This is a genomic window from Microlunatus soli, assembly GCF_900105385.1.
GTDB classification, from domain to species: Bacteria; Actinomycetota; Actinomycetes; order Propionibacteriales; family Propionibacteriaceae; genus Microlunatus; species Microlunatus soli.
In genome coordinates, this window is record NZ_LT629772.1 from 2,704,505 (window position 1) to 2,723,004 (window position 18,500).

Consider the following 18,500-nt stretch of genomic DNA (forward strand, 5'->3'; position numbering starts at 1 on the left):
CCCGAAACACCGAGCCTGGCCGGCTCAGATTCGGCTCAGTTGCATCGGGCGAGGCGATCGATGTGTTTAACGACGCAAAGAAATGATCACTGCTGAGCGGCCCGTGCGGCCAGCATCCGCTCGATCTCGGCGACAATCAGCTCCGGTTCGGTCATCATCACCAGGTGTCCGGATTTCTCGGCGACCAGGTGCCGGCCCTGGACCGACCGAGCGGCGCGAGCCCGATGCGCGGTGATCATCTTGCGTCGCGCGTCGGCGCCGATCCCGGCGTTGGTGCCGCCCGAGATGACGGTCATCGGAATGTCTGCCAGGTCCGCCGGGTCGGTCTGCAGGGCACGTAGTCCCTCGGTCATGGTGCTGGACTCGGCGATCTGGGTGGCGACCGCGCTCGGGGTGTACATCTCGCGGCACAGGTCGGCGCGGACCGTCGGCGGCATCGCACCGACGGTCAGGCCGTAGATCCGGCGGAGCAGCCCGATCCGTGCCAACGGCGGGAACAGGGTGTTCTGGATCCTGTCGATCCTGGCAGTGCTCTCGGCGTAGTAGACGTCGCAGTCCTCGTCGGCAGGGTCGACCAGCACGATGCCGGCGATCCGGTCCGGACGCGCGGCGGCCGCGAGCCGGACGATCGGGCCGCCGAGACTGTGTCCGACCAGGACGAAGCCTTGATCATCCGCCGGGTCCGCAGTCAGCGCGTCGAGCAGGCCGTTCAGATCGGCGGCAAGATCGGTCAGTCGGCGCGGTCCCGCGGCGCGCGGGCTGTGCCCCATCCCGGCCCGGTCATAGACGACGGCCCGGGCCACTCCCTTGAGGCGCGGTTGGGTCAGACCCCAGATCGAACGGGTCGACGCCAGCCCGGCCTCGAACACGACGGTCGGCGTCGGGCCGGGCAGCTCCTGGTAGAAGAGTTCTCGGCCGTCGGTGATGTCGGCGCGGCCCGGCGTCCCCTGCGGATGTCGCGGATCCACGGTGTCGGGATCGCCGTTGTCGGTCACGTCTGAATTGTAGAGACGGAGACCCGCGAGTCCGGCTGGCGCACGGCCGACCTCGTACGATGCTCAGTGGCGGGTCCGGGAAGTGACTTGTCCGAAGAGCCGGTGCACGGGGTTATACCGGCCGCGCTGGATTCAGAGCCGCCCCCGGTGTCCTCCCGGATCCGCCGCCCGCGTCGAAAGATGCACATTTACAGAGCCCGGTGATCACGCTCGCGTGGGCGACGTCCTCGCCGGACTGCTGGTTTATCGGACCTTGCGCCGATCACAGATCGCGAGTGACTACCTGGCCTCGTCAGCCTGCACGACTTGTCTCACCACGATCGCTGCGATCTGCACCGCCTGAACTGCAGCACGTGTGCCGGGTTTCGGGTCACGTCAGCCGTCGGCGTACATCCGTAACCGGACCTCACGGGCGCCGGTCATGTGCCGCTCGGCGATGGACTGAGCTGCGGTTGCGTCCCGTTGCTCGATCGCATCGAGTAGGTCCTGATGCTCACGCAGCACCTCGTCCCAGCGGTCGCCATAGGTCAGGGTCGTGGTCGGATACCTGATCAGGTGCACGTTCAGACGATGCAGCAGGTCGACCAAGGTCGGACTGTGGCTGGCGTTCCAGATGGCCTCGTGGAATACCCGGTTCACCTGCGCGCGGTCGGCCGGATCATCACCCGTCGCGATCATGGCATCCTGCGCCGCACGCAACCGGATCTGGTCCAGCTCGGTCGCCCGGGTGGCCGCCGCCTTGGCGGCCGCGCTCTCCAGGGTGATCCGGACCTCGTAGATGTCCAGGATCTCTTCGGGTGAGGATGCCCGCACCCGCACCCCGCGGGGGCCCGGCTCGACGATCGCCTCGATCTCCAGACGATGCAAAGCCTCCCGGACCGGCGTACGGCTGGTGCCGAACTGCCGCGCCAAGGCGACTTCGCCGAGCGCGTCACCCGGGGCGAACTCGCCCCGGACGATCGCCTCGCGGATGCGGTCGTACACGCCGGTTGCCATCAGCCCGCTCCTCCTCCGCCGATCGATCAGTTGGTCCTATTGTCGTGCTATCGCGCTCAGGCCGCCGAACCCGCCCGGCGTCCGAAGACGATCCCGGCCGCGAGTCCCGAGCCGCCAGGATAATTTCCGCTGAAGAGCCCGCCGAGCGCCTCTCCGCAGGCGAACAGACCGCCGATCGGTGTTCCGTTCTCATCGAGGACGCGACCATCAAGATCACCTCTGAGTCCACCGAACGTGAAGGTGATACCGCAGGTGACGGGATAGGCATAGAACGGCGGCGTCTCCAGCGCCGCCGCCCAGTTGGACTTCGGTGGTTCGACGGCGGATCGGCGTCCGTCCTTGATCGTCGGATCGAAGGGGCACTTCCGATCGATCCCGGCGTTGAATTCCTTGATCGTCTGCTCGAACTGCCCGGCATCGATACCGAGCTTTTCGCCCAGCTCGCGGGCCGAGTCGGCGATGACCTCACTGATCCCGGGCATCTCGTACTCCTCGGCCCGCAGGCTGGGTCGCAACTCGGCATCGAAGATCTGGTAGGCGATGCTGCCGGGTTGGGCGAGGATCTCGCGTCCGTATTTGGCGTAGGTGTAATTGCGGAAGTCCGCGCCCTCGTCCAGGAAGCGTTCGCCGTCGCGATTGACGATGATTCCCAGTGGGTAGCTCTGCCGGGTCAGTCGATTCGTCAGCTCGCGGTTGGATTCGTTCTGCGGTGTGCAGGCATCCCACTGCACGCTGTGCGCGGTCGACCAGTCACCGCCCTTGGCGGCGCCCAGTTCGAGTGCAGCGAAGATCATCGCACCGTCGTTGTACGGCGTCCCGCGGACCTTCGCATGACCCCAGCCGGCGCCGAGATGACGCTCCCGCATCTCGGGGTTGGCCTCGAAGCCGCCGGCGGCGATCACCACGCTGTCGGCCCGCAGTTCATGATCACCATCGTCATCGCGATAGCGGACACCGATCACGGAGCCACCGTCGGTGATCAAACCCCGGACGTCCGCCCCGTAGCGGATCTGCACGCCGAGACGTTCGGCGACCCGGGTGTGGTCGGCGATCAGGCCGACACCGCCGTCGACGTTGCCTACATGCAGGCCACCCCAGAACAGGTAGCCACCGTCCGGCCGGGTGTAGGCCTGCCGCTCATACATCAACCGGTAGCGCAGGCCGAGACCATGCAGCCAGCGGACTCCCGCGGCTGCCTCGGCGACCAGCACCTGTGCCATCTGCGGATCGGTTCTGCCGTCGGTGACCCGTTCAAGATCATCGCGGTATTCCTGTTCGCTGTAGGGCGGCACCTCGGTCGCCCGCTGCCGCTCGTCCGGCTCCACGATGTCGCGCAGGTCATCCAGGCCTGCGTGTGCGATCCGGGTCGCGCCGGCGGTGTAGAAGGAGTTCCCGCCCGCCGATTCGGCCGTGCCCCGCTCCAGCAGGATCACCGTGCGGCCCCGCTCGGCGGCCGCGTGTGCCGCCGAGAAGCCGGCGTTGCCACCCCCGACGACGAGGACGTCAGCGCTCTTCTGGGGCATGCGAATCTCCTTGACTGGTTGGGATGTGTGTTGTCGTCGTGAGGTCGTAGACCAGCTCGTCGGTGCCGGCGACGGTCGGATGGTGTTGCTTGACGCGGGGGTCGTGCCCGGGCACGATCACACCGGTCGGGCCGGCCAATTCACGCAGCCGGTCGAACGCCCGGTACATATCCGGCAGATCGCAGACCACGCCGTACGGCTTGTCCTGGTCGATGTTGGCGTAGAAGTGGCTCGAGTCGGACGCCAGAACGATCACGCCTGCGTCCCCGGCGCCGGTCCTGGCTCGGACGACCTGGGTGCCGGGTGTGTGACCGCCGACCCGATGCACACTCACCCGATCGTTGATCGTGGCGTCGCCGTCAAGCAGCTCGACCCGGCCGTCGTCGACGAGCCCGGTGATCGTTTCAAGATCGTCGCGGTCCAGCAGGTGGTCGAAACCTGCCCGCGCGGTGATCGGAGAGGACCAGAACTCCAGCTCGGAACGCTGCAGCCACAGCCGGGCGTTCGGATAGTCGCCGACGAAGCCGGTGTGGTCGTAGTGCAGGTGGGTCAGCACCAGGTCGGTTACCTCCGAGGCGTCGGTTCCCAGCCGTCGCAGCAGCTCCGGTGGGGTGGCGAGATACGGCCGATCTCCTCGTCGCTCCGCCGTCGCGGGGGTGAAGCCGGCGTCGATGACCACGGTCCGGTCGCCGTCGATGATCACCCAGGTGAAGTAGTCGATCGGCCACGGGTCGAGGCAACCATCCGGATGGCCGTAGAAGTGCTCACCGCGAACCGACACCGTCCGGTAGGCGTAGCGCAACGCGAAGACCCCACGGGTCGCGCCGCCGGTCACGAGTCCGCCCCGTCGTCCGCCGTCTGCGGCCGGAAGCCCAGCGAGGCTCCGCCCCAGTCCTCCCAGAGCCGGGCGACCGCAGCGTAGTCGTCGCGACCGAAGCCCGCCGCCATGGCGAGGTCGTAGACGCTCTGCGCCGCTTGCATTGCAAACAAGGGTGTTCCCGAACGTTGGGCCATCGCCAGTGCGAGCGTCGAATCCTTCCGGGCGGCCTCCAACGGCATCCCGCCGTCGTAGTCGGCGGCGGCCATTCGCTCCATTACCCGATGGGTCAGTGGCCGGATCAAACCGCCGTCGGGACGCTCCAGCATGGCGGCGATGTCGGCAAGGTCGAGGCCTTCGGCCCGGCTCATCGCAAACGCCTCGGTGAGCACCACCATGACGGCGTGGGCGACGCCGTTGTTGACGACCTTGGCTGCCATCCCGGCACCAAGATCACCGAACCGTGACCAACCGGCACCGCCCAGCGCGTCGAGCACGGGACCGGCGGCTTCGATGTCTGCCCTGTCTCCGCCGACCAGCAGTGTCGCCGTCCCCCCGGACATCTGTGCGACACCGGACAGGATCGCCGCATCGATCACCCGGGCACCGGTCGGCGCCAGCAGCTGAGCCCACTCGCGGACGTCGGACGGCAGCACCGTACTGGTCTCCACCACCAGTGTCCCGGTGTTGAGCTGCGGTGCGAGATCGGCCAGCACCGTACGGGAGATGGCAGGGTTCGGCAGGCTGAGCACGATCGTGTCGCAGCCGGCGAGGTCGGCGAGTCGATCGGTCGTGGTGACCCGCTCGATCTGGTGCGCCATCGTCCTTCGGTCCGCGGTGATGTCGTAGCCGAGCACGTCGTGTGCGGTCGCCAGTCGAGCCGCGACGGGCAATCCCATCTGCCCGAGTCCGCAGAGCCCGACTCTTGTTCCAGTCCTCTGGTTCTTAGTCATGGCCGGCCCTTCACGCCTTGATCGAGAACGGGTCACGGACCTCGTCGGAAAGGTCGATGAGCACGTTCTTGGTCTGCAGGTATTCCTCGATCGCCTCGACGCCGCGCTCGCGTCCGTATCCGGACTTCTTCACTCCGCCGAAGGGTGCCTGCGCGGCGCTGTAGCGATAGGTGTTCACCCATACGGTGCCGGCAGCCAGCTCACGGGCGACCCGATGCGCCCGGGACAGGCTGGTCGTCCAGATGCCACTGGCCAGACCGAACTCGGTCGCGTTCGCGATCGCCACGGCCTCGTCCTCATCGGCAAATCGGTGACTGGCGAGGACCGGTCCGAACACCTCCTGCTGAGCCAGCTCCGCGTGCGGGTCGACGTCACCGAACACGGTCGGTTGCACGAAACAGCCGGCCGCCAACGCGGGGTCATCGGGAACGCCGCCGCCGGCGAGCAGTCGGGCGCCCGCGGCGCGGGCACGGCCGACGTGATCGAGGATCCGTTCCCGCTGGGACGCGCTGGCCACCGGGCCCAACTGAGTGGCATCGTCGGTGGGGTCACCGAGGACGATCCGGCGGGCCGCCTCGGCGACACGTTCGACCAGTTGATCATGGATCCGCTCGTGGACGAGCAGCCGGCTGCCGGCGATGCAGGTCTGCCCACCCGCAGCGAAGATGCCGGCCACCGCGCCGGGAACCGCCCGCTCCACATCGGCATCATCGAAGATGATGTTCGCCGACTTGCCACCCAGCTCCAGGGTGACCGGCACCAGCGCCGCGGTCGCAGCATGCTGGATCGCCTGCCCGGTCCGCACCGAACCGGTGAAGCTGATCCGGCCCAGTCGCGCATCCGTCGTCAACGCCATGCCGGTCTCGGCACCACCGGTGATGATGTTGATCACACCGTCGGGGAAGCCTGCCTCGGCGACCAGCTCGGCGAGCCGCAGCGTGGTCAGGGGCGCGAGTTCACTGGGCTTGATCACCACCGTACAGCCGGCCGCCAATGCTGGGGCCAGTTTGTTGGCCAGCAGTTGCATCGGCGAGTTCCAGGCGGTGATCAGTGCGGCGACGCCGACCGGCTCCCTCGTGGTGTAGTCGAAGGAGTCCCAGGCATCCAGCGGGATCGTCCGGCCACTGATCTTGTCGGGGAGGCCGGCGAAGAAGCGATAGTTGCGGGCCGCGAACCGTGCCTGGGTTCGGGTCTCGCGCAGCAGCTTGCCGTTGTCGGAAGTCTCCAGCCGCGCAATGTCCTCGGCATCCCGATCGATGAGATCGGCCAGCGTGTGCATCAGCCGGGCCCGTTCGGCACCGGAGGTGCGGCGCCAACCGGCGAATGCGTCCGCCGCGGCCGTGACGGCATCGGCGACCTGCTCGTCCGTCGCGTCGGCGATCCGGCCGAGTTCGGTGCCGTCGATCGGGCTGCTGACCATGATCGAAGCAGCATCGTCGACCGGCGGCCGGGTGCCACCGATGAGCATCCGGGTGTCGGTCACGTTTCCTTTGGTCACAGGGTTCTCCTCTTCGACGCGGCGTCGATCTTGTGCAGCGCCCGTTCCAGGTGCGGTGCGAACACGCTCGGATTCTCACAGATCGGGAAGTGCCCGAGCCCGGCCATCTCCCAGAACACTGCCCCGGGGATCCGGGCGGCGGTCCGCTCCGACATCGTCGGCGTGCAGGAGTAGTCGTACTGTCCGGTCATCATGATCACCGGGCAGGTTTCGGTGTCGATCGCGCCGACCTTGTCCCGGCCGTCCCAGTCGCCACTGTAGAAGTCGATGTCGCCTGCGAAGGTGCCGGCGCCGCTCTGGGAGTAGGTCCACAGGATGTCGTCGCGGCAGTTCTGCGGCGAACGCGGTGCGATCAGTCCGGCAATCCACTCGGGCACGAAGGTCGCGGTGTCGACCCGCGGATCACGTGCCCAGGCAGTGGTCCGGCCGGGCACCCTTTCGCTTGCCTCACAGGCAATCACGCCGCGGAATCGCTTCGGCGCTCGATGCGCCATCTCCAAACAGATCTCGCCGGCCATCGATGCGCCGAGCAGGATCGGACGGTCGAGCTCCAGGGCTGCGATGACCGCCAGGATGATGTCGCCGTAACATTGGGTGGTCAGCGTCCAGTTGCCGATCGGTCCTGGCAACCGTCCGGAGCTGCCGTGCCAGGGCAGGTCGAAGGCGATGACCTCGTAGCGGTCCGTCAGCGACGGATCGGCCATCAGAGCGTGCGCCTGTCGCCCGTCGGCGCCGGCGGTGTGCAGCACCAGCAAGGGCACGCCGCTGCCCGCGCGGGTGACATGCAGATCGACCGGCGCACCGTCGATCTCGACCGGGACGAACTGTTCGCGGATCCCGGTGCGGTCGATCATCGGGTCCGGGTCACGTTGCGGCGAGCCGTGCAGCAACTCACGTCCGAGCGCCAGCACGCGGTGCACGATGCCGGCGTGTTGGGCGTAGCTGCGTTCGTCGCCGTCGACTGTGGTGCCGGGCAGTCGCATCCGCATGGCCAGGAAGTGATGGTGGAGCGGCTCCGGCTCGGCCTCGAAGAAGCCCTTCCACGCTTCGGGTGTGGCGACGAGTTCGAAATCCGTCGGATCCGTGCCGCGCGCCAACCGGCCGTGATCGCAGGCGATGATCAACCGTTGGTCGCCCGACCGGACGGCGAAGGTCGTGGCGGCGTGCCTGCCGGCCGCAGCCAGCTCCGAATCATCGTGACAGTGCCGGATCCAGCCGGCCGGATCGTCGAACGGTGATGCGGATCGGGGACGGTCCGTCATGCAGCGCTACCCGTCCGCGTCGTGTTGGTCAGGTGCTCGTCGCTCTCCCAGCGACGGCCTGGTCGGGTGGCCACCCAGACGGCGATGAAGGTGAGCACACACAGCAGGATGATGTAGGGCGGGATCGCGACCGAGGCACCGATCCCGGTGGCCATCAGCGCGGTCAGGATCAGCGGCGCGAAACCGCCGCCGAGGATGCCGCCGATCTGATAGCCGAGCGACGCGCCGCTGTAGCGGACCTCCGGGGAGAAGAGCTCGGTGAACAGGGTCGCCAGTGGCCCGTACATCAGCGGGTGGATCAGCGACAACCCGACGATCGTGGTGATCGCGAGCACCACCGGGCTGTGCGCGGCCTCGTTGATCATGAAGAACGGGAAGGAGTAGACGGCCAACAGCACCGTCCCGGTGAGGAACACCCGGCGCCTGCCGAAGCGGTCGGACAGCGCGGCCGCGATCGGGGTGGTGAAGATTTCGATGGCTCCGGCGATCGCCAGGATCGTCAGGGCTACCGGGCGTTGGATATCGAGACTCGTGGTTGCGTAGCTGAGCATGAAGATCGCGAACAGATAGAAGTTCACGAACGGTGCCAGGCAGGTTGCGATCGCCAGCAGGATGTTGAGCGGGTGCCGGCGCAGGGCATCGAGCAGCGGGATCGAGGACTTGCGGCCGGACTCTTCGACGGCGGTGAACGCCGGGCTTTCCACGACTCGCAGTCGGATGAAGAGTCCGACGGCGACCAGGATTGCGCTGAACAGGAACGGGATCCGCCAGCCCCAGGCGGTGAACGACGCGTCCGGCAGCAGCGACGCCAGTCCGAAGGCGATCGTCGAGATCACCAACCCTGCCGGTGATCCCATCTGGGTCCAACTGCCGGCCAGACCACGACGGCCGCGCTCGGCGTGTTCGACCGACATCAACACCGCACCGCCCCACTCGCCGCCGACGGCGAAGCCCTGGATCAGCCGGAGCAGGATGAGCAGCACCGGTGCGGCCAAGCCGACCTGGGAGTAGGTGGGCAGCAACCCGATCAGGGAGGTGGCGATGCCCATCCCCACCAGGCTGATGATCAACATCTTCTTCCGGCCGAGCCGGTCGCCGAAGTGTCCGAACACGATTCCACCGATCGGTCGGGCCAGGAAGCCCGCGGCGAAGGTGCCGAACGCGGCGATGGTGCCGACCGCGGAGTCGAAGGTAGGGAAGAACAGTTGGTTGAACACCAATGCCGATGCCGTGCCGTACAGGTAGAAGTCGTACCACTCGACGGTGGTACCGATGAAGCTCGCCTGGGCGACCCGTCGACGCATCCCGCGAGCTTCCGGCGTGCTCAGAGTGGCTGAGTCCTCAGTCATCCTCGACCTTTCCGCAGCACCCCCGGCGCCGCTACCTCTCGAAGTCACCCGCCCATGCCGGTCTGAACCGGCATCCCGGACTTGCCGCCGGTGAGCGCGTGTGCACGACTGTATACAGATGTGTGTAGAGGTGCAAGGAGGCGATGGGTTGCGGGCGTCGACCTCGACGATCGACCGACTTGTCGATTCGGCTAGCCGAAGATCACGGACGCGTGTCCGGGCGCGCCATCAGGGCCGCCAGCCCGGTCCAGGACTGTGGCGCCGCGCCGAGACCGGTGCCGTCCTCGGGATTCCAGTATTCCGCCCAGCCGGCCCGTTGAGCACCGGCGGCGGTCCGGCGGGCGTTGTCAGTGGCGGCCGCGGTCAGTCCCCACCGACGCTGTGCCCGCCAGAACAGGTAGTTCAGCGGCGGCCAGGTCGGACCACGCCAGTAGGTCTGCGGATCGTACGAGGGGTGGGTCCGGACCATGTTGGCCGGACCGAACTGCGCACCGAACCGGTTCGGGTCGTCGAGCTGCCGCAGCGCTGTCGTCGCCTTCTCCTGATCCGCGGTGACCAGCGCACCCATCACCCCGTCGCTGACCGGCAACCGCGCGGACGACCCGCCGCCGACCACCGGCAGGTCGGACCACAGCCCTTCGCCCGGGTTCCACAGCTCGTTGTCCATCGCTGCGGCGATCGCCCGACCACGACCCGCGAGTTCCTGATCATCGAGGAGGGCGGCCAATTCGATCATGTTGTCGGCGACGTAGGCGTTGAACGCCGCCGGGCAGACCACGAAGGTCGACGACCAGCGGGCCGACCCGTCGTCGGCGAACTCGACGTCCCGCATCCGGTCCTTGTTCCACGCGGTCCTGGCAGGTCGGCTGTAGTCGGCCGGCGACCGGCCCGGAGCACCCCAGTCGTCCCAGCGTTGACCATGATCATTTCCGGCTTCCCAGGGATGCACGACGTAGATCAGTCCGCGGTCGGTCCGCCGCTGTTCCCACAGCCAGTCCAGCCCGCGTTTCGCTCTGGCCAGGGTGCCGTCGCCGGGACGCATCCCGTGATCGGTCAGCACTCGTGCGGCATGGCCGAACATCGGCGGCTGGGTGATCGACGAGGTCGCCTGCAGCGGACCCAGCCAGGTATCGGAGGCGCCGGCGTAGCGCATGTGCGGCACCATCCCGCCGGGCAGCTGCCCGGCCAGGACGGCATCCAACTCGCTCCCTGCGCGTCGATCGTTCAGTGCCGCCCAGATGATCGCGTGGAAGCAGGAATCCCACAGCCACAGGTGCGGATAGACGCCCGGATGAGGCAGGCAGTAGCCACGATCGTCACTCCAATGCTGCTGCAGGACGTGCCGGGCGCGGGCCTGCAATGCCGGACCGGACGGATCGGGAAGGCATCGATCGTGCATGACCGGCGCCGGCTCACCCGGAGGAGTGTCGTGTCCCGCCGTCACCACCGCAGCCGGACCGCCGCCGCCCCCAGCCGAGGAACCGACACCGACACGCTCGCACCGTCCTCGGCGGCTGCGACCTCGAGTTGATCATGGTCGTCTCCGAGGAACGTCGTCGCCCAGGCCGCGGTCGGCGTCGAGGTCAGGTTGATGGCGACCGTGACCGGCTGGTCGACGTAGCTCTGCAGCCGGACCTGAAGATCATCCCGGCCATCGGGGCCCTCGATCGGTCGGACCGCGATCACCCGGACCCGTGGGTCGTCGACGCTCAGCAGGCTGCGTACGGCGTCGGTGCTGTCGGCCGGACCGGCAGCGAGGATTCCCAGCAGTGGTTGATCGACCGCCGCTGCGGTGCGCACTCCGAGGACGGCCGGGTCGAGATCGGTCTCGTCGGCGCGACGGACACCCACCGCGTACCGCCAGGTCGCCTCGAAGGCTTGCTGGGCGGGGAAGTTGGTGTCCCAGATGTTGTTGTGCACCCAGGAGTAGAGCGTTCCCGGTTCGCGCGGTGCGGTCGAGTCGGGGAACGGCGCGTACGGCAGCGCGATCGTCTCGCTCTGCACCAGTGGCGCGTCCCGGGTCACCCAGGCGACCGGACCCCGGTCGTCGGTCAGGGTGACGAACGATCGCACGGCCCGCATGTGCCGCGGAGCGCCGGGCACATGATCAAGACCGCTGCCGGTCTGTGCCCCGGTGATCTCGTACTTGACGTCGGGCTGATCGACCGCGAACGGGAAGGACAGGTAGGCGCTCTCCTTGGTCATCGTGGACGGCTTGTCGAAGCGGTTGTCGATCACCAGATGGGCGTCGTCGGCGCCGAGCCGCAGCATCGTCCAACCCCGGTTGACGCCGTCCGCGGTCCATTCGTAGGCGAGCCGCTGCTCGACCCCGTCGTCGACCCACTCGATCAGCGCGGCGGGCCGGGCCAGGGTCCGACTGCCGAGCAACTCCAGTTCCTCCGACACCGAGGTCTTGTTGGCCTGGTGGTTGTAGCCGCCGGCGGTCGTGTAGGTGTCGTAGACGTAGCCGTTGAAACCGACCACCGCATCGGAGTTGACCAACTCACGGCCGGTCCCCTTCTCGATGATCGACCTGATCACCACCTTCGCCAGGTCGACCTCGACCCGCAGGTGATCATTTTCCAGGATCGCTGGTGTTCCCGGTGCCGGGATGTTGGCGCTGGAGGGGCGTCCGAAGAAGTCCGCGCCCCACTCCAGATCGCCGCCGGCCCCGTCGGTCGGGGGTACGGGGTCACCCTGGGTGATGTCGATCCGCACCTGCCCGAACGACGGAACGTCGGCGATCCGGACGTCCACGAACCGGCCGGCGTCCCGGTGATCGGGATTGATCTGCGGCGTTTCCACGAACGGCAACTCCGCTCCGGTCCGGCCGTCGGTGACGGTGATGAGCCGGTTCAGCGGGACCCGGCTCTCCCGGAGGAACAGCCGCACCGTGCCGCTGGCCCGCGGGACGGCGGTCGGGTTGACCGCCCAGAAGCTGACCGTCGCATCAGGGTTGATCGGCAGCACCGATCCGAGTGCGGAGGCAGCATGATCGGCCATCGTCGCGGCCTCGTCGAAACCGTTGATCGCGTTGGCGAACTTCCAGATCTCCTGCTGGGAGCCGGAGTTCATGCCCGCATCGGAGTGGGTCCAGGAATTGGCCGCACCCCAGGTGTGCTCGTTGAACAACGACACGAAGTGGTAGACCTGCGACGCTTCGGTGTCGACCCGGCCGGCGGTGTTGCTCGGCTCCGCCGGCCGTCCCGCGGCGGCCAGACCGTAGGCGGACTGGCTCGAGTTGACCGAGGCCTGCGCCTGCCGGACCATCGCCTGCTGCCGGGCGCCGGAACCGACACCCTCGACCCACCAGTCGCCCCAGTCCCCTTCGAAGGTCTGGATCTGATCACCGAGCCGGGCTTCGGCGTCTTCGAAGAAGTCGGCGTTGGTGCTCAGCCGGATCCGCGGCGACTCCCAGGTCTCGTTCCACTGCTTGACGGTCTCGGCCAAGATCAACCGCGGCGGCGCGTTGTCCCCGAAGTGACCCTGGACGCGCAGGTGCAGGATGTCCCACGGGTACGGTTCGCGATCCTCGACCGCGGGCCCGTGCCAGCCGAACATGCCGGGCGGGAACGGGTACGGGTTGGTCGCCATCGACGTCAGGTAGGCCGGCAGCAGGTCGTCGACCATGTCGTAGGAGGTGTCGAAGCCGAGCACCGGACCTTCCATGTAGGCCAGGCCGTGCGGGCTGTCGGTCATCCAGACCAGCACCTCGTTGCCGGCCGGCGAACGCCAGCGGAAGAGCCGGGGCAGATGCTGGCCACCGACCAGCTGCGGCACCGACCGTCCGGCCCAGTTGTGAGCCACCGAAAGATAGCGAATGTCCAACGCAGCAAGAGCATCCGGCAATCCGGCGACGGTGCCGGGGACGTCGGTCTGCATCGCCGACTTGAGCTTGACGCCGTACTTCTTCTCGACCCGCTGGGCCAGCCGGAGCAGCTCGTGCAGCTCGTCGGTGGAACAGGTGTCGGTGTGCAGGTTGTAGGGCATCGCGGTCAGCTCGACCCGGCCCTCCTTGACCCGGTCGATCAGCTGCTGGACCCGGTGCTCCGGGCGAGCTGCGGCCCACTGTTCGAAGGACCACAGCGACTCCACCGCCCAGCGGAACTTGGCGTCGTCCTCCCAGTCGTCGGTGCTGCCGGTGAGATCGAGGCACGAGTCCAGGAAGGAGACGTGCTCGCCGAGCACCACACCCTGCGGATCGGTGTAGCCGATGTCGAGGTGGGAGTGGTGCACCAGGTGGATGGTCCAGTCCCGCGGCGGTTCCAGGACGAACTCCAGATCCGCCGACGTACCAGCGTTGGCCACCGTCAACGTCACCGGATTCGCCTGATCAGCGACCGGAGTGAACAGCCGTACGGTGTCGGCCGGGCCCGGCTCGGCGTGCACCGGCAGCTGATCGGCGCCACTGCGCAGGGTGTAGGACCAGCCGGCGCCGTGCGCGCCGCTCACCGGGGCGCCGTCGCGTTCGATCAGTACCCGCAAGGTCCGTTCGCGTCCTTGATCACCGCGCCGGACCAGGTGCTCGGGGATCACCCGGACCGTCAGCTCGCCGAGCTCGGCGGTGGCGGCAACGGCCTGCGCGACCGTGCCGGCACGGGCCTTCTCACTCGACCACGGATGGTCCTTGATCAACGCCTTGGTGGTCATCGTTCCTTCCGGGTAAGCGCCCTGAGCGCAGTCGTTGGGCTGGTTCGTGCGAGGTAGCGACCCTTCGACAAGCTCAGGGCCGTGGTCAGGTCAGGAGGTGAGCCGCAGGCTGTTCACGAAGAACCGCTGTGCGGCGAAGAAGATCACGATCGTCGGCAGTGAGGCGACGATCGCACCGGCCAGGATGACCGGCGGTCCGACGGTGGAGTAGGAGCCGGACAGGTCGGCCAGGGTGGCCATCACCGGTCGGACGTTGGGGCTGATCGACAGCGTGATGCCGAAGAGCAGGTCGTTCCAGATCCAGGTGAACTGGAAGATGAACGCCGCCACCAACGCACCCTTGGCCAGCGGCAGGTGCACCCGGACCAGCATCGACAACCAGCCGGCTCCGTCCAACCGGGCCGCTTCGGAGACCTCCTTGGGGATGGTCAGCATGAAGTTGCGGTTGACGAAGAAGGCGAACGGCACCGCGAGCGCGGCGTAGATCAGGATCATCCCGTACTGGGTGTCGTAGAGCGACAGTGCGGCGTAGCCGTTGAACAGCGGCGCCAGGAAGGTCTGCAACGGCAGCACGGTGCCGATGAAGATCACCCAGAACCAGATGGCGGGCCGCTTGACCGGGATCACGGTGACCGCGAAGGCGCCGAGTGCAGCGGCCAGTACGGCGATCACGCCGCCGACGACGGCGTACAGCAGGGAATTGAGCATCCCGGCGCCGACGTTGGCGCCGGCGAAGGCGGCCTTGATGTTGCTGAAGATGTCGGCCGAGGCGAACCACCAGCTCGGGCTGCCGGTGTATTCCTTGGCCGGAGTGAACGCGTTGACGACGATCAGATAGGTCGGCACCAGCCAGATCAGCGCGATCAACGCGACAACGACGTTCACAGCGATCTTGGACGGCTTCATGATCATGCTCCCTTGGTGCTGCCGACCTGGCGGCGCAGATAGAGCCAGGAGGCGAGCACGACGACGATCGTCAACACGACCGAGACCGCGGCTCCGTAGCCGTAGCGGTTGAGGGTGAAGGTCTCCCGATACATGGTCAGGGCCAGGGTCTCGGACTCGGTGCCCGGTCCGCCCTGGGTGAGCAGCCAGACCAGGTCGAAGGTCTTCAGGCTGTTGACGATGGAGATGCCGACGACGACGACCGTCATCGGCCGCAGCTGGGGCACGATCACGTTGGCGAACATCGAGAATCCGGAGGCGCCGTCGAGCCGGCCGGCCTCGATCGTCTCGGCCGGGATGGACTGCAGGCCGATCAGGAACAGGATCAGCGCCGCGCCGGTGCCTTGCCAGGCGGTGACGACGATCATGGTGATGGTGTTCATCGGCCAGTGCAGCAGCCATTCCTGCTGCAGAGCGTCCAGCCCGACTGCGGCCAGCATCTGGTTGACCGCGCCGTCGCTCTGCAGCATGAAGGTCCACATCAGCGCAGTCGCAGAGCCGGACAACGCGTACGGGATGGTGACCGCCCAACGGGCGACCACTCCCCAGCTGACGCTGTTGAACAGGACGGCGAAGATCAGCCCGAGCAGTACCGGAAGGATCAGCGTGCCGGCCACCCACATCAGGGTGTTGATGATCGCGTGACCGAAGCCGGAGTCGGTGAACAACGCTCCGTAGTTCTTCAGGCCCACAAAGGTCCTGCTCAGACCGTTGTCGGAGAAGAAGCTGTCACCGGCGGTGATCAGGAACGGGATGATCATGAAGGCGAGGACGAACGCGATCGGGATCAGCAGGAAGCCGAACGCCGCAGTCGAGCCGCCGGTAGCGCGGCGGCGGGTCTGGTCGGTCGCCGCCGGGCGGGTGGTCGGACGTTCGGTGGTGGTCGTGGTGCTCACAGGTTCCACGCCTTCCACTCGATGTCGGCTCTCTTCTGCAGCTTCTCCAACGTGGGTTGGATGTTGCCCGGTGTCGGGTTGGTCATGAAGGCGCTCAGGTCCAACACGTTGCCCTCCACCAGGGGCGGCGGTGAGGCCTCCCAGTAGCGGATCGCCTGGGACGGTTTGCGCTCCGCGACCGCCGCCGCGATGTCGCGTGGCGCCTTGACCTTGGGCACGACGTTCGGATTGGCCGACAGGTCCTGCAGGAAGCCGACCCAGGCCGTCTGCACATCCGGGTCGAGCCAGACCTCGTCGATCTTCATGGCCGCATCCGGCTTGTGCGCCTCGGAGGAGATCGACAACGGTGAGCTCTCCACGATCACCGAGTCCTCGCCGCCGGGCATGGCGGGCAGGATGAACTCGCCGAAGTCCTTGTCGGTGAGGCCCGCTGCGGTGAAAGAGCCGGTGTTCCAGGTCCCGTAGAGCTGCATGCCGGCCTTGGCCGTGTTGAACAGTCCGGGAACGGTGGTGGAGTCGATGTCGGGGGCGGAGAAGTAGCCGCGTTGGTAGAGCTCGACCCACAGCTTCATCGCGTCCACGGACTTCTGATCGAGGTAGGACGCGCGACCCTCGACGAGATCGAGGTAGAACTGGTGATCACTGCCGTTCAGCACTTGGCCGAACCAGATGCAGGATTCCCAGGAACTGGCGCCGCCGGAAGCGATCGGCGTGATCTTGGCCTTCTTCAGCTTTTCGCAGACGTCCAGGAACTCCTGCCAGGTGGTCGGCACCTCGGCGCCGACCTTGGCGAAGGCCTTCTTGGAGTAGAACATCACGTAGTAGGTCTTGTAGAGCGGCATCCCGTACTGCTTGCCGTCCCAGGTGAAGGACTTCTTCAGCTCGGGGTCGTCGATCCAGCCGTTCTTCTCGGCCAGGTCCCAGGCGCCGGTGACGTCGGCGAGCATCCCGTCCCGGGCCACGTCGGTGAGCCGGTAGCCGTTCCACCACTTGATCAGGTCCGATGAGGTATCGGTCCGCGACGACATCCGGACGATCTGCTGGAAGTTCGCCGTATTGGACACGCCCCGGGACTGCAGGACGTAGCCGCATTTCTCCTTGAGCACCTTGCTGGCCGCGTCGAAGCCGGGGCCCCAGGTGGCGTTGGTGTTGATGAACGTGACGACGTCGCCGGGCGCAGGCTTGGTCAGCGTCCCGGCGCAGCCCGAGAGCGCCAGTCCGCTCGTGGCCGCCGCGAGTCCCATGAACCCCCGCCGGCTCCATCTCGTTGAGGTGTGCCGCATGGAAGACCTCCCTTGGTCCGTCAAAAGGTAACGTTACCGATACCACCGGCCTGACGACAAGAGCTCCGTACAAGCTAAGTTACCGATACCGTCTCGACGGGCTCCGAGAATCCCCCGAAGCCTGTCGCAGCACGCAGCACCACACAAGGTCCCTGAGCCTGTCGAAGGGACTTCGACCCGATCAGCACCGCCAGCTCGTCGGAGAGGAGACGCCGTGGCCAACGGTCGCCCCACCATGCGCGACATCGCCGCCCAGGCCGGCGTCTCCCCGATGAGTGTTTCGCGCGCGCTGAGCGGCGGCAGCGGGGTGTCGGAGCAGACCCGAGCGCAGGTGCTGGCGACGGTCGAGGCACTCGGCTATCAGCCGAACGAGTTCGCCCGCCAGCTCCGTACCGGCGGCCCGACCCATGTGATCGCCCTGGTCGTCACCCATCTCGCCAACCCGTTCTATGCCGAGCTGGCGCTCGGTGTCGAGCGAGTGGCCGCCGCGCACGGTTCGCGGGTGATGATCATGAGCACGATGGCTGACCTGGACACCGAACGGGAGGTCGTCACCGACCTGCGTCGCCGCCCGGTCGACGGGGTGATCATCATTCCGGCCACCCCCGATCACCGACACCTCGCCGGCCTGACCGATCAGGGCCGGCCGGTGGTCTTCGCCACCACCCCACCCAACGGCATCGACGCCGACAGTGTCACCGTCGACGACTTCGGCGGCATGCGGTCGCTGTGCACCCGACTGCTCAGCGTGGGCCATACCCGGATCGGGCTGATCGGGCTGAATCACGCGATGTGGACCGGCTCCGAACGGCACCGCGGCTACGCGGCGGCTCACGCCGAGGCCGGTCTGACCATCGACAGCGCGCTGATCGCCGAACGTGCGGGCGACATCGAGACCGCGAGCCAGGCGACCCGCCGACTTCTTGATCTTGACGACCCGCCGACCGCGATCATCGCCACCAACAACCAGATGACGATCGGCGTCCTGCGGGCGGTCCGCGACGTCGGTTCCACCGCTGCCGTCGCCGGCTTCGACGATCTGGAGGTCGCCGACCTCTTCCAACACCCGCTCACGGTGGTGAAGTACCAGGCGGAGCAGCTCGGCTCACGCAGCGCCGAGTTGCTGTTCAACCGACTGGCGCTGCGCGACGAAGGACCGTCCCAACCCGCACGCGAGATGATCACGACCTCGATCGTCCGATACCGCTAGCGGTCGCGGCCCGAGCGGAATGCCGGTCGACACGGATCGGTGAACACTGGCGCCTCCGTGTCCGCAGAGCCGTGCTGACCACACACAACTGATCGACGCAGACATCCCGGATGGCGAAGCAGC

Annotated in this window: 14 protein-coding genes; 1 reads left to right on the top strand and 13 read right to left on the bottom strand. The window is 67.3% G+C overall.

All coding sequences use genetic code 11. The annotated features are described in order from the left end of the window. Positions 1 to 86 precede the first annotated feature (86 nt). From BLU38_RS12500 to BLU38_RS12560, 13 genes are all read right to left on the bottom strand, one after another. Complete coding sequence (locus tag BLU38_RS12500; RefSeq protein WP_197680097.1) at positions 87 to 995, bottom strand: alpha/beta fold hydrolase; 909 nt, start codon at positions 993 to 995, stop codon at positions 87 to 89. A gap of 375 nt (positions 996 to 1,370) precedes the next feature. After that, positions 1,371 to 1,991: a GntR family transcriptional regulator gene (locus BLU38_RS12505; RefSeq protein ID WP_091525219.1), complete on the bottom strand. Its 621-nt coding sequence runs from the start codon at positions 1,989 to 1,991 to the stop codon at positions 1,371 to 1,373. Between the two features lie 56 nt (positions 1,992 to 2,047). After that, on the bottom strand, positions 2,048 to 3,514 hold the full coding sequence (gene tcuA / locus BLU38_RS12510; protein ID WP_091525221.1) for an FAD-dependent tricarballylate dehydrogenase TcuA: 1,467 nt from the start codon (positions 3,512 to 3,514) through the stop codon (positions 2,048 to 2,050). After that, a complete protein-coding gene (locus BLU38_RS12515; protein ID WP_157683422.1) occupies positions 3,495 to 4,349 on the bottom strand; it encodes an N-acyl homoserine lactonase family protein in 855 nt (284 codons plus the stop codon). The genes tcuA and BLU38_RS12515 overlap by 20 nt, the downstream gene beginning before the upstream one ends. Further along, positions 4,346 to 5,284: an NAD(P)-dependent oxidoreductase gene (locus BLU38_RS12520; RefSeq protein ID WP_091525225.1), complete on the bottom strand. Its 939-nt coding sequence runs from the start codon at positions 5,282 to 5,284 to the stop codon at positions 4,346 to 4,348. Before BLU38_RS12520 ends, BLU38_RS12515 begins: the two co-directional genes overlap by 4 nt. 10 nt (positions 5,285 to 5,294) lie before the next feature. Further along, positions 5,295 to 6,782 carry an aldehyde dehydrogenase family protein gene (locus BLU38_RS12525; RefSeq protein ID WP_197680098.1) on the bottom strand — a complete coding sequence of 496 codons (1,488 nt, stop codon included), beginning with the start codon at positions 6,780 to 6,782 and terminating at the stop codon, positions 5,295 to 5,297. Further along, on the bottom strand, positions 6,779 to 8,044 hold the full coding sequence (locus BLU38_RS12530) for an alpha/beta fold hydrolase (RefSeq protein ID WP_091525227.1): 1,266 nt from the start codon (positions 8,042 to 8,044) through the stop codon (positions 6,779 to 6,781). The genes BLU38_RS12525 and BLU38_RS12530 overlap by 4 nt, the downstream gene beginning before the upstream one ends. Beyond that, positions 8,041 to 9,393, bottom strand: a complete 1,353-nt coding sequence (locus tag BLU38_RS12535; protein WP_197680099.1) for an MFS transporter — start codon at positions 9,391 to 9,393, stop codon at positions 8,041 to 8,043. The genes BLU38_RS12530 and BLU38_RS12535 overlap by 4 nt, the downstream gene beginning before the upstream one ends. 202 nt (positions 9,394 to 9,595) lie before the next feature. Continuing rightward, positions 9,596 to 10,792: an MGH1-like glycoside hydrolase domain-containing protein gene (locus BLU38_RS12540; RefSeq protein WP_091532355.1), complete on the bottom strand. Its 1,197-nt coding sequence runs from the start codon at positions 10,790 to 10,792 to the stop codon at positions 9,596 to 9,598. Between the two features lie 41 nt (positions 10,793 to 10,833). Then, a complete protein-coding gene (locus tag BLU38_RS12545; RefSeq protein WP_091525231.1) occupies positions 10,834 to 14,043 on the bottom strand; it encodes a glycoside hydrolase family 38 N-terminal domain-containing protein in 3,210 nt (1,069 codons plus the stop codon). A gap of 90 nt (positions 14,044 to 14,133) precedes the next feature. After that, positions 14,134 to 14,955, bottom strand: a complete 822-nt coding sequence (locus BLU38_RS12550; protein WP_091525233.1) for a carbohydrate ABC transporter permease — start codon at positions 14,953 to 14,955, stop codon at positions 14,134 to 14,136. After that, entirely contained in the window at positions 14,952 to 15,884 is a 933-nt protein-coding gene (locus tag BLU38_RS12555) for a carbohydrate ABC transporter permease (protein ID WP_231920313.1), read from the bottom strand. Before BLU38_RS12555 ends, BLU38_RS12550 begins: the two co-directional genes overlap by 4 nt. After that, on the bottom strand, positions 15,881 to 17,128 hold the full coding sequence (locus tag BLU38_RS12560; protein ID WP_157683423.1) for an ABC transporter substrate-binding protein: 1,248 nt from the start codon (positions 17,126 to 17,128) through the stop codon (positions 15,881 to 15,883). The genes BLU38_RS12555 and BLU38_RS12560 overlap by 4 nt, the downstream gene beginning before the upstream one ends. A 253-nt stretch (positions 17,129 to 17,381) precedes the next feature. On the opposite strand from BLU38_RS12560, the gene BLU38_RS12565 reads away from it, so the two are divergent. Beyond that, positions 17,382 to 18,377 carry a LacI family DNA-binding transcriptional regulator gene (locus BLU38_RS12565; protein WP_157683424.1) on the top strand — a complete coding sequence of 332 codons (996 nt, stop codon included), beginning with the start codon at positions 17,382 to 17,384 and terminating at the stop codon, positions 18,375 to 18,377. Positions 18,378 to 18,500: the final 123 nt, after the last annotated feature.

What these genes read in the sequence shown, in the direction of transcription:
- BLU38_RS12505 (WP_091525219.1), bottom strand. Translation starts at nt 1,991, where the DNA reads ATGGCAACCGGCGTGTACGACCGCATCCGCGAGGCGATCGTCCGGGGC.
- tcuA (WP_091525221.1), bottom strand. Translation starts at nt 3,514, where the DNA reads ATGCCCCAGAAGAGCGCTGACGTCCTCGTCGTCGGGGGTGGCAACGCC.
- BLU38_RS12520 (WP_091525225.1), bottom strand. Translation starts at nt 5,284, where the DNA reads ATGACTAAGAACCAGAGGACTGGAACAAGAGTCGGGCTCTGCGGACTC.
- BLU38_RS12530 (WP_091525227.1), bottom strand. Translation starts at nt 8,044, where the DNA reads ATGACGGACCGTCCCCGATCCGCATCACCGTTCGACGATCCGGCCGGC.
- BLU38_RS12535 (WP_197680099.1), bottom strand. Translation starts at nt 9,393, where the DNA reads ATGACTGAGGACTCAGCCACTCTGAGCACGCCGGAAGCTCGCGGGATG.
- BLU38_RS12540 (WP_091532355.1), bottom strand. Translation starts at nt 10,792, where the DNA reads ATGCACGATCGATGCCTTCCCGATCCGTCCGGTCCGGCATTGCAGGCC.
- BLU38_RS12545 (WP_091525231.1), bottom strand. Translation starts at nt 14,043, where the DNA reads ATGACCACCAAGGCGTTGATCAAGGACCATCCGTGGTCGAGTGAGAAG.
- BLU38_RS12550 (WP_091525233.1), bottom strand. Translation starts at nt 14,955, where the DNA reads ATGATCATGAAGCCGTCCAAGATCGCTGTGAACGTCGTTGTCGCGTTG.
- BLU38_RS12560 (WP_157683423.1), bottom strand. Translation starts at nt 17,128, where the DNA reads ATGGGACTCGCGGCGGCCACGAGCGGACTGGCGCTCTCGGGCTGCGCC.